At 66.4% G+C, this 10,863-nt stretch carries 11 protein-coding genes; 9 read left to right on the top strand and 2 right to left on the bottom strand.

Going from position 1 to position 10,863, the window contains the following annotated elements; all coding sequences use genetic code 11:
- Positions 1-72 precede the first annotated feature (72 nt).
- On the top strand, positions 73-1,119 hold the full coding sequence (locus AC2T4A_RS23020; RefSeq protein WP_486741890.1) for a helix-turn-helix transcriptional regulator: 1,047 nt from the start codon (positions 73-75) through the stop codon (positions 1,117-1,119).
- 87 nt (positions 1,120-1,206) lie between these two features.
- Here the strand turns inward: AC2T4A_RS23020 and AC2T4A_RS23025 are convergent, their stop codons facing one another.
- Together AC2T4A_RS23025 and AC2T4A_RS23030 are read right to left on the bottom strand one after the other, a co-directional pair.
- Positions 1,207-1,623 (bottom strand): VOC family protein, encoded by a 417-nt coding sequence (locus AC2T4A_RS23025; protein ID WP_478379442.1) that lies wholly within the window; start codon positions 1,621-1,623, stop codon positions 1,207-1,209.
- A 17-nt stretch (positions 1,624-1,640) separates the two neighbouring features.
- Positions 1,641-2,066, bottom strand: coding sequence for a YciI family protein (locus AC2T4A_RS23030; protein WP_416747003.1), 426 nt, complete (start codon positions 2,064-2,066; stop codon positions 1,641-1,643).
- Positions 2,067-2,314: 248 nt separating this feature from the next.
- Here AC2T4A_RS23030 and AC2T4A_RS23035 point away from each other — a divergent pair, with 248 nt between their 5' ends.
- The 8 genes from AC2T4A_RS23035 (at position 2,315) to AC2T4A_RS23070 (ending at position 10,634) form a co-directional block, all read left to right on the top strand.
- Complete coding sequence (locus AC2T4A_RS23035) at positions 2,315-2,965, top strand: hypothetical protein (protein WP_486741891.1); 651 nt, start codon at positions 2,315-2,317, stop codon at positions 2,963-2,965.
- Positions 2,966-3,038: 73 nt separating this feature from the next.
- Positions 3,039-3,506 (top strand): YbaK/EbsC family protein, encoded by a 468-nt coding sequence (locus AC2T4A_RS23040; protein WP_416746999.1) that lies wholly within the window; start codon positions 3,039-3,041, stop codon positions 3,504-3,506.
- Positions 3,507-3,860: 354 nt separating this feature from the next.
- Complete coding sequence (locus AC2T4A_RS23045; RefSeq protein ID WP_478379439.1) at positions 3,861-5,084, top strand: SfnB family sulfur acquisition oxidoreductase; 1,224 nt, start codon at positions 3,861-3,863, stop codon at positions 5,082-5,084.
- A 9-nt stretch (positions 5,085-5,093) separates the two neighbouring features.
- Positions 5,094-6,467, top strand: a complete 1,374-nt coding sequence (locus tag AC2T4A_RS23050) for an LLM class flavin-dependent oxidoreductase (RefSeq protein WP_486741892.1) — start codon at positions 5,094-5,096, stop codon at positions 6,465-6,467.
- A complete protein-coding gene (locus AC2T4A_RS23055; protein WP_081516688.1) occupies positions 6,467-7,132 on the top strand; it encodes a methionine ABC transporter permease in 666 nt (221 codons plus the stop codon). Before AC2T4A_RS23050 ends, AC2T4A_RS23055 begins: the two co-directional genes overlap by 1 nt.
- A 126-nt stretch (positions 7,133-7,258) precedes the next feature.
- Positions 7,259-8,029 (top strand): MetQ/NlpA family ABC transporter substrate-binding protein, encoded by a 771-nt coding sequence (locus tag AC2T4A_RS23060; protein ID WP_486741893.1) that lies wholly within the window; start codon positions 7,259-7,261, stop codon positions 8,027-8,029.
- 142 nt (positions 8,030-8,171) lie between these two features.
- Positions 8,172-9,407 carry an SfnB family sulfur acquisition oxidoreductase gene (locus tag AC2T4A_RS23065; protein ID WP_486741894.1) on the top strand — a complete coding sequence of 412 codons (1,236 nt, stop codon included), beginning with the start codon at positions 8,172-8,174 and terminating at the stop codon, positions 9,405-9,407.
- A gap of 9 nt (positions 9,408-9,416) precedes the next feature.
- Complete coding sequence (locus AC2T4A_RS23070) at positions 9,417-10,634, top strand: SfnB family sulfur acquisition oxidoreductase (RefSeq protein WP_486741895.1); 1,218 nt, start codon at positions 9,417-9,419, stop codon at positions 10,632-10,634.
- Positions 10,635-10,863 lie beyond the last annotated feature (229 nt).

A 10,863-nucleotide genomic window follows, 5' to 3' on the forward strand; every position in this document is an offset into this window, starting at 1 on the left:
GGCTCGACTTTCAGTCATTGACTAGCAGAAAATAACAACTCGCTAGCATTAGACGACAGGTTGAAAGCGCGAATGCCCACCGCTTCCTTCGACATCGATTACGCCGCCCGACAGCTGTTCCGCCACTTCCTCGACGAGTGGCGTGCCCGCACCGCATTGCCGGCTCTGGCGCCCCTGCTAGGAGGGCTCGGCCTGCCAGTGAGCGGTGAGGCGGCGGCCGCCGAGATGAACTTCGCGCGTTACTACCGCCTGCTGCAGCAGGCCGCCGGGCTGCTCGGCCCGAGTGACTTTTTCCTGCGCCTGGGCCAGCGCTACAACCTCTATGACCTGGGGGTGATCGGCTACGCGCTGATCAGCGCGGCCAACCTGCGGCGCTCCTGGGACATCTCCCTCGGCCAGCCGTCGAGCCTGATGCCGCATCCGATCCACACCCACCGCGAGGAAGTCGGCGAGCACATCCGCCTGACGCTGCAGTTGCCACCCTTCGGCGAGGTGGAACGCATCGCCCTCTGCGAGGAATGGCTGAGCAGCACCTGGCGCTGGCTGTGTCAGCGCCTGCCGGACCTTGAGCGCTGCACCGGCATGCAGTTGCGCCTGCCCTACCCGCCACCCGCTCATGCGGCCTTGTATGGCGAACTCTTCCCCGGCCCCTGCCACTTCAATGCCGGGCAGGCTGAGCTGTGGATGCCGAAGGCATTCCATGACCAGCCCTTCTCCACCGCCAACCCATCGGTAAGCCGGCTGTGCCAGGCGCAGGGCGCGGCGACCCTGGCCAGCTTCGAACGCGGCCAGGCGCTGCCGGACGATGTGCGCTACTACCTGCTGCAGAATGCGCGCATCCCACTGCCGGACCTGGAGCAGACCGCCGCCTGGCTGCGCCTGCCGCCGCATACACTGCAACGCCGGCTGCGCGACCACGGGCTGACCTTCAAGGGAATCGTGCTGGAAGTTCGGATGGCGCTGGCCCAGCGCTATCTGCTGGCCAGCCGGATGGCCTTGCAGGAGATAGCCTTCCTGCTCGGCTATGAGCACGTCACCAGCTTTCACCGGGCTTTCCAGCGCTTCACCGGGACGACGCCGGAGCGGTTCCGCGCCGCGGGTGGGATCGCGCAGGAATGAAGCGATCGCGGACAAAGTCCGCTCCTACGCCAGTGTTGGCATTTCCCGTAGGAGCGGACTTCGTCCGCGATTGTCTCGACGGCGCGCCTAACCTTCCTTCTCGCAATTGATCATCCACGGCACCCCGAAGCGATCTTCCACAGCGCCGAACAATTCGGCCCAGAAGGTCTGCTCCAGCGGCATGGTGATCTTGCCGCCCTTGCCCAGCGCATCGAACAGGCGCCGGGCCTCGGCCTTGCTGTCGACATTAAGGGTGATCGACACGCCCTTCACCCCTTCGTACTGGCCGCATTGCGGAGAGGCGTCCGAGCCCATCAGCACGTGACCGTCCACTTCCAGGCGGACATGGATGACGCGGTTCTTCAGCGCCTCGGGCATGTCCTCGCAGCCCGGTGCGTCGGAGAAGCGCATCAGCGCCGGCAGCTCGGCACGCAGCACCTCGGCGTAGTAACGGAAGGCTTCTTCGCAGTTGCCGTCGAAGACCAGGTAGGCATTCATCAACATGGCGGTATCCTCCAGGCTCAGGATTTGCTGGCGATTTCGGCGCGCAGGCGGTCTTCCTGTTCGCGCAGTTCAGGGGTGAATTCGGCGCCAAAGTCCTCGGCCTCGAAAATCTGCCGGATCTCGATCTCGGACTCGCCGTCGAACGGGTTGGGGGAGCGCTTGACCCAGTCAATGCACTCCTGCAGCGACGCGGTCTGCATAATCCAGAAGCCGGCGATCAGCTCCTTGGTCTCGGCGAACGGGCCGTCGATCACCTGCCGCGACGCGCCATCGAAGCGCACCCGCGCGCCCCTCACGCTGGGATGCAGCCCCTCGCCGGCCAGCATCACACCGGCCTTCACCAACTCCTCGTTGTAGGCCCCCATGGCGGCGAGCAGCTCTTGCTTGGGCATCACACCGGCTTCGGAGTCGGCGGTGGCTTTGACGATCACCATGAAACGCATGGTCTTTCTCCTCTTGTCATTCTCTTGTAATTGCCAGCGTGGCGGCCGGTGGCTACCGGTTCCTGACTAGTAGTCGATGGGCGTGACCGCAGATCGACAGGCCACGAAAAAAAATTCCGAGCGGGGTTACGGGGGCTTTGAGCATAGGTGGTCGGGACACGGAGGGCCGGCGATATCGGAAATTTCGCTATGGACGGACGAGGCCAGCATCTTTAGAACGTGCCGCTCAGCAATCTCCGGGCGCCCCCATGCAGGTCCAGCTCATTCCCGTCATCGAACTGTTCTACCTGGTCGACTCCGTTCCGCTGCCATCCGGGGGGCCGTACTGGGAGCACGTGGCAAGCTGGCGGGCATACCATGAGCGCAACCTGCGGGCCAACGGCTTCAGCCCGCGCCTCAGGCCCTACCTGCCGGGCAGTGCGTTCCATCGCATTGCCGACCTGAGTGATGCGGACATCTCCCGGCTGATCCGGCTGCACTGCGACGAAGGGCTGACGGGCTCGGCGGACTGGCAACAGGTTCCCCCCCTACCCGGCGGCTATGTGCTGCGGGTGGGCAACCTCGACGTTCTGTTCCCGCAGTGCTGCAGCGACCTGGGCGATCTGCAAAGCTGGAAGCGCATCGCCGCCGGCAAAGGCGCCTACCTGTACAGCGGCCACCCTTCGCCGGATATCAGCCAGCAGAACCAGTCCGCCAGTTTCGACTTCAACGGGCCAGGCGAAGTCTTCGCCCCGCCACCACCGCTGCATTCGGTCACAGTGCCACTGAGCGAGCTGACTCGCGCCGTGCATGCCGCCGATCGGGAATTGCGCGTGTTTGCCGCGCGACTGGCGCTGGTCAACGCGGAACAGGCGCTGCACGTGCCCGACATCGAGACCCTGCTCATCCACGGCCGCTAGCCCTTCCGGTCTGGACAGACGAGGCCGGGCTCCCTAGATTCAGGCCTTTTCGCACGATACGGAGCATTCCCCCATGAGCCTGGAATCGGTTCGCGCCTTCTTCGCCGAAAAGGCCCCCGACATCGCCATCATCGAGCTGGAAACCAGCACCGCCACTGTCGCCCTGGCCGCCGAGGCCCACGGCGTCGAGCCGGGCCGCATCGCCAAGACGCTGTCCCTGCGCGTCGGCGAGCGCACCGTACTGGTGGTGGCGCGTGGCGACGCGCGACTGGACAACCGCAAGCTCAAGGAAGCCTTCGGCGGCAAGGCCAAGATGCTCGGCGCCGAGGACGTGGTGGCGCTGACCGGTCATCCGGTGGGCGGCGTCTGTCCGTTCGGCCTGGCGACACCGCTGCCGGTGTATTGCGATGTGTCGCTGCAGGCTTTCGACGAAGTGCTGCCAGCGGCCGGCGCGGTGCACAGTGCAGTGAGGATCGGGCCGCAGCGCATGGCGGAGCTGGTGGCGGCGGACTGGATCGATGTTTGTCAGGAGCAGGCCTGAGATCGCCGGGTCACCTGCGGGAACAAAGTCTGTCTGCAAAAACCGCCGAACCGTGTGGTTCGCGAGCAAGCTTGCTCCAACAAGTCAGCCATGGCGCGCTCTTCGTAGGAGCGCGCTTGCTCGCGAACCCGCCGGACCATCCATGACCTGTCGATTACGGCCCTGCTCCAACACTGTTGCTACAGCAACACCCAGCCAACACTTTGCTGTTTGCCCAGCGCCGCAACTGTTGGGCAAAACTATCAAGCCATTGATTTAAAAGGATTTAAATTTCCGGCACAGCTTGTGCAATGACCTGAACAGACAGGCCCGAACACCGGGCCGATTCATCTGCCCCGAGGTCGCTGTACTGCCATGTCCCAACTCCCCGAATCCGCCCACTACGACGTCCGTGAGCCGAACGCCCAGGTAATCGCCTCCGACGCCGAGGCCATCGAAGTCGCCCACAAGGTCGCCGCCTTCCTGCTCGAAGGCGCCGCGGAGCGCGACCGCAATCGCGAAGTCCCGCCCGAGGTCGTCGAGGTCTACTCCAACAGCGGCCTGTGGGGCATCACCGTGCCGCGCGAGTTCGGCGGCGCCGAGGTGTCCTACGCCACCCTCGCCGAAGTGATCGCCATTGTCTCCGCCGCCGACCCATCGCTGGGGCAGATTCCGCAGAACCACTACTGCCTGCTGGAAGACATCCGCCTGCAGGGCAGCGACGAGCAGAAGCGCTTCTTCTTCAACCTCGCACTCAAGGGCAACCGCTTCGCCAACGCCCTCTCGGAAACCGGCGGCAAGAACGTCCAGGATATCCAGACCCGCCTGCGCCACGACGGCGACAATGTGGTCATCGATGGCCGCAAGGGCTACTGCACCGGCTCGCTCTACGCCCACTGGATCGGCGTACTCGGCCTGGATGAGCAGAACAACGCCCAGCTGGCCTTCGTCCCGCGCGGTACGCCGGGGCTGGTGATCGTCGACGACTGGGCCAGCATCGGCCAGCGCACCACCTCCAGCGGCACCGTGCTGGTGGAAGGCCTGCGCGTGCCGGCGTTCAACGTATTCCCCACGCACCGCTCCTACGACGTGCCGACCCTGGCCGGCCCGTTCGCCCAGATCACCACCGCCGCCATTGACGCCGGCATCGCCCGCGCTGCGCTTCGCGACACCATCGCCTTCGTCCGCGAGCAGGCGCGCCCGTGGATCGACGCCGGCGTGGAGAAGGCCAGCGAAGACCCGCTGACCATCATCCAGGTCGGTGAGTTGGGCATCCGCATCGAAGCCGCCGACGCGCTGCTGGAGCGCGCCGGCAAGGTGATGGACGCCGCCCGCCCGGCGCCCGACGAAGACAACGTCGCTCGCGCCTCGGTCGCCGTGGCCAAGGCCAAGGTGCTGACCACCGAAGTCGCCATCGACGCTACCAACAAGCTGTTCGAACTGGGCGGCACCCGCTCCACCCTCGCCCGCCACGGCTTCGACCGCCACTGGCGCAACGCCCGCGTGCACACCCTGCACGACCCGGTGCGCTGGAAGTACCACCTGGTCGGCAACTGGCTGCTCAATGACAAGCGCCCGCCGCGCCACGACTGGAACTGAGGACGCGCGATGAGCAAGCAGATCCGTCTCAACGCCTTCGCCATGAACTGTGTCGGGCACCTCTCGCCCGGCCTGTGGCGCCACCCGCGCGACCAGCAGGCGGCGCGCTACACCGACATCCATTACTGGATCGAACTGGCGAAAACCCTCGAACGCGGCAAGATCGACGGCCTGTTCCTCGCCGATGTGCTGGGCGTCTACGACGTCTACCACGGCAACGCCGACGCCGCGCTGTCCGCTGGCGCGCAGGTGCCAGCCAACGATCCGTTGCAGATCGTCCCGGCCATGGCGGCGGCCACCGAGCACCTGGGCTTCGGCATCACCGCCTCGGTGTCCTTCGAGCACCCGTTCCCCTTCGCCCGGCGCCTCTCCACGCTGGACCACCTGACCCGTGGCCGCGCCGGCTGGAACATCGTCACCTCCTACTTGAACAGCGGCGCGCGCAACCTGGGGCTGAAGCAGCAGCTCAACCACCAGCAGCGCTACGCCCTGGCCGAGGAATACCTGGAGGTCTGCTACAAGCTCTGGGAAGCCAGCTGGGACGATGACGCGGTGGTCGCCGACCGCCAGAGCGGCGTCTATGCCGACCCGCGCAAGGTGCACCCCATCGAGCACAAGGGCGAGCACTTCGAGGTGCCCGGCTTCCACCTCAGCCAGCCATCGCCGCAGCGCACCCCGGTGCTCTACCAGGCCGGTGCGTCGAGTCGCGGCAAGGCTTTCGCCGCCGGCAATGCCGAGTGCGTATTCGTCGCCGCACCGACGAAGAATATCCTCCGCGACCAGGTGGCCGACCTGCGTCGGCTCGCCGTGGAGGCGGGCCGCCAGGCCAGCGACGTGCTGGTGCTGAACCAGCTCACGGTGATCGTCGCACCCACTGACGCACAAGCCTTGGCCAAGCTGGAAGACTACCGCCAGTACAGCGACCGCGAAGGCGCGCTGGCACTGGTCTCCGGCTGGACCGGCATCGACTTCGGCGAGTACGCACCGGACCAGGTGTTGCGCCACGTACAGAGTGACGCCATCCAGTCCGCGGTGGACGCATTCAGCGCTGCCGACCCACAGCGCCAGTGGACTGCGGCCGAGATAGCCGACTACTGCGCCCTGGGTGGTGACGGCCCGCTGCTGGTGGGCTCGCCGCAGACTGTGGCAGACCAGCTGCAGGCCTGGGTCGAGGAAACCGACGTGGACGGCTTCAACCTCTCCAGCCTGGTGGCCCCGGAGACCTTCGTCGACATCGTCGACCTGCTGGTGCCGGAACTGCAGGCACGCGGCCTGTTCAAGCGCGAGTACGAACAGGGCACGCTACGCAACAAGCTGTTCGGCCAGGGCGACCGCCTCGGCGCCTCGCACCGCGCTGCCAAGCTACGCAGGGGCCGCGAATGATGGACGGCTGGTTCCGCAACCTCGACTGGCACGACCTCGCCCAGGCCTGCCTGGACACCCTGGCCATGCTCGGCGGCGCGCTCGCCTTCACCGTGCTGCTGGGCCTGCCGCTGGGCGTGCTGCTGTACCTCACCGGCAAGCGCCAACTGCATGCCAGGCCGGGCCTGTACCGCGCGCTCTCGGTGGTGGTGAACATGCTGCGCTCGCTGCCATTCATCATCCTGCTGATCGTGCTGATACCAGTGACCACGCTGATCACCGGCACCTCGCTGGGCGTCGCCGGCGCCATCCCGCCGCTGGTGGTGGGCTGCACGCCGTTCTTCGCCCGCCTGGTGGAAACCGCCCTGCGCGAAGTCGACCGCGGCCTGGTCGAAGCCACCCAGGCGATGGGCGCCAGCACCTGGCAGATCATCTGGCACACCCTGCTGCCAGAAGCGCGCACCGGGCTGATCGCCGCCGTGACCGTCACCGCCATCGTGCTCGTGGACTACACCGCGATGTCCGGCGTGATCGGCGGCGGCGGCCTCGGCGACCTGGCCATCCGCTTCGGTTACCAGCGCTTCCAGACCGACGTGATGATCATCACCGTCGCCCTGCTGATCCTGCTGGTGCAGGCCCTGCAGATGAGCGGCGACCGGCTTGTAGTGCGCTACACCCGGCGCTGAATTCCCCGCCCACTCCCCATCCGGGAGCGGCATCCCGATCCACCCGCCGGCAGCCGGGCCCGCTGCCATCAAGGCCCCACGTCCACACCACGACGGCCCACCCACTACTGCCCAGGAGCAACACCCATGAAAAAGGCCATCGCCATTCTGGCGGCCGTCGTCGCCTTCTCCGCTCAAGCGGGGGAGAAACTCGTTGTCGGCGCCACCCCGGTGCCCCACGCCGAGATCCTCGAATTCGTCAAACCGGAACTGGCCAAGGAAGGCGTCGACCTGGACATCAAGGTCTTCACCGACTTCATCCAGCCCAACCTGCAGCTCGCGCAGAAGAACCTCGACGCCAACTACTACCAGTACCGTCCGTTCCTCGATGACTTCAACAAGACCCGCCACACCGACCTGGTGCCGGTGGTGGGCATCCACATCGAGCCCTTCGGCGCCTACTCCACCAAGTACAAGTCCCTCGCCGAGCTGCCCGATGGCGCCAGCGTGGCCATCCCCAACGACCCGGTGAACACCGGCCGCGCCCTGGTGCTGCTGGCCGAGAGCGGCCTGATCAAGCTCAAGGACCCGAGCAATCCGCAGTCCACCCAGCGCGACATCACCGATAACCCCAAGCACCTGAAGATCCGTGAGCTGGAAGGCGCCCTGCTGGCCCGCGCGGTGAAGCAGGTGGACCTGGCCTTCATCTTCGCCAACTACGCGCTGGAAGCCGGCATCGACACCAAGAGCGCGCTGATCGTGGAGAAGGGCAAGGACCTCTACGCCGAGTTCCTCGTCGCCCGCCCGGACAACATCCAGGACCCGGGCATCCAGAAGCTGGCCAAGGTGCTGAATTCGCCGGAAGTCCGCCAGTTCATCCTGACCCGCTACAAGGGCGAGATTGCGCCGGCGTTCTAAGCGCCGCCCCCTGTAGGAGCGAGCTTGCTCGCGAACCTTTCGCCCCGCAGCGGGGTTCGTTCGCGAGCAAGCTCGCTCCTACGAAAAGCCCGTGCGGTGAGGGACCACCCACGTCGTAACTTCAGCCACAAGAAGGCAATGCATGACCAACGAATCCGCACCCAAGGACCTTCGTGACCAGGCGCCCCGGCAACTCCCGGCGCGCCGCATCGACAACGACGCCCAGGCCATCGAAGCCGCCCACGAAGTGGCCCGCCTGGCGAAACCCGGCGCCGCCGCCCGCGACCGCGAGCGCGCGCTGCCCTGGCGCGAGCTGGAACATTTCACCGCCCTGGGCCTGGGCGGCATCAGCGTCCCCCGCGAGTACGGCGGTGCGCAGGTCTCCTACGCCACCGTGGCCGAAGTCTTCCGCGTAATCTGCGCCGCCGACCCGGCACTGGGGCAGATTCCGCAGAACCAGTTCGGCCTGCTCAACGTGATCGACAACGTCGCCAACGACGCGCAGAAGCGCGTGCTATTCGGCGGCGTGCTCAACGGCCGGCGCATCGGCAATGCCGGGCCCGAGCGTAATACCAGAAACACCCTCGAACTCAAGGCACGTCTGGTTCGCAACGGCGAACACTTCCGCGTCAGCGGCGAGAAGTTCTATTCCACCGGCGCGCTGTTCGCTCATTGGGTCGCGGTGAAGGCTATCGACGAGGAAGGTCGCGCAGTCATGGGCTTCGTTGAGCGCGGCGTGGAAGGTCTGCGCATTGTCGACGACTGGTCCGGCTTCGGTCAGCGCACCACCGCCAGCGGCACCGTGCTGCTGGACGATGCCCCCGTCGCAGGCTCCTTGGTGATCCACAACGGTCGCCTGGCCGACGTGCCCAACATTCAGGGTGCCGTTTCGCAACTGATCCAGGCCGCCATCGATGCGGGCATCGCGGCGAATGCCCTGGAAGATGCCGTCGACTTCATCCGCACGCGCACCCGTCCGTTCATCGATGCCAACGTCGAGCACGCCAGCGAAGAGCCCTTCACCCTCTTAGAGATCGGCCGCCTGCAAGTCGAACTGCACGCCGCCGAAGCGCTGCTGGAGCGTGCCGGCCATGTGCTCGACGAAGTCAGCGCGCGGCCCGTCGACGACGAGTCTGCGGCCCGTGCTTCCATCGCCGTGGCTGAGGCCAAGGTGCTGACCACCGAGATCAGCCTGGCCGCCAGCGAAAAGCTCTTCGAGCTGGCCGGCAGCCGCGCCACCCTCGCCGAATTCAACCTCGACCGCCATTGGCGCAACGCCCGCGTGCACACCCTGCACGACCCGGTGCGCTGGAAGGTCCAGGCAGTCGGCGCCTACCACCTCAACGGCGCCCGCCCCGCGCGTCATTCCTGGATCTGAGGAGCGCCGATGAACAGTCTCGTATTGACCACCCCAGAACTGGCAAACCCCGTCCATATCATCCGCAGCGACGACGAAGCCCTCGACGTCGCCCGCGCCCTGGCTGCCGACTTCCGCGAGGGCGCTATCGTCCGTGACCGCGAGCGGCGCTTGCCCATCGACGAACTGGAGCGTTTCAGCCGCTCCGGCCTGTGGGGCATCACCGTGCCGCGCGAGTATGGCGGCGCGGGCGTCTCCCGCGTGACCGTGGCGCGGGTGATCGCCATCATCTCCGCCGCCGACGGCTCGCTGGGGCAGATTCCGCAGAATCATTTCTACGCTGTCGAACTGTTGCGGGTGAATGCTAACGACGAGCAGAAAGCCCGCCTGTTTGCCGAGGTGCTGGCCGGCGTGCGCTTCGGCAACGCGCTGGCAGAGATCGGCACCCGTACCGCCCATGACCGCACCACGCGCCTCAAGCGCGAGGACGGCCGACTGCGCATTCACGGCCGCAAGTTCTACTGCACCGGCGCGCTCTACGCGCAACGCATTCCCACACTGGTGATCGATGACGATGGCCTGCAACAGTTCGCTTTCATCCCGCGCGACACTCCAGGCGTCGAGATCATCGACGACTGGTCCGGCTTCGGCCAGCGCACCACCGGCAGCGGCAGCGTGGTGTTCGATGGCGCTCAGGTCAGTGAGGACGACATCGTCTCGTTCCAGGCTGCCTTCGAGCGCCCGACCACCGTTGGCCCGTATGCGCAGATTCTGCACGCGGCCATCGATGTCGGCATCGCTCGCGGCGCCTATGAAGACACGCTGACCTTCCTGCGCGAGAAGGCACGGCCGTGGATCGATTCCGGCGTCGACAAGGCCAGCGACGATCCGCTGGCGATCAACGAGGTGGGCCGCCTGGCGATCCGCCTGCATGCCGCCGAAGCACTGCTGGATCGCTCCGGCCGAGTGCTCGACGCAGCCACCGCCGAGCCGACTGCCGAAAGCGTTGCCGCCGCCTCCATCGCCGTGGCCGAGGCGCGCGCCATTACCACCGAAGTCTCGCTGCTCGCCGGCAGCAAGCTGATCGAACTGGGCGGCAGCCGCGCCAGCCTCGCCGAACTGGGCCTGGATCGCCACTGGCGCAACGCCCGCGTGCACACCCTGCACGACCCGGCGCGCTGGAAGTACTTCGCGGTGGGCAACTACTACCTCAACGGCAAGCTGCCGCCACGCCGGGGGACGATCTGATGCGTCGTGCCGAACACGCTTGTCGCAGGAGCGGGCTCCGTCCGCGATCAGCCCCTGCACTGCGCCCCATCGCGGACGAAGTCCGCTCCTACAGGAGTGCTCTGCCTCGCACCGTGCCGGCTCTTCGTAGGAGCGAGCTTGCTCGCGAACAGCCCAAGCGCCCATCGGTTCGCGAGCAAGCTCGCTCCTACAGGCACCCGGCCAGCGATGTAGGGCGCATAACGCCTAC

It is taken from the genome of Pseudomonas sp. PVC-3-1, from assembly GCF_057444315.1.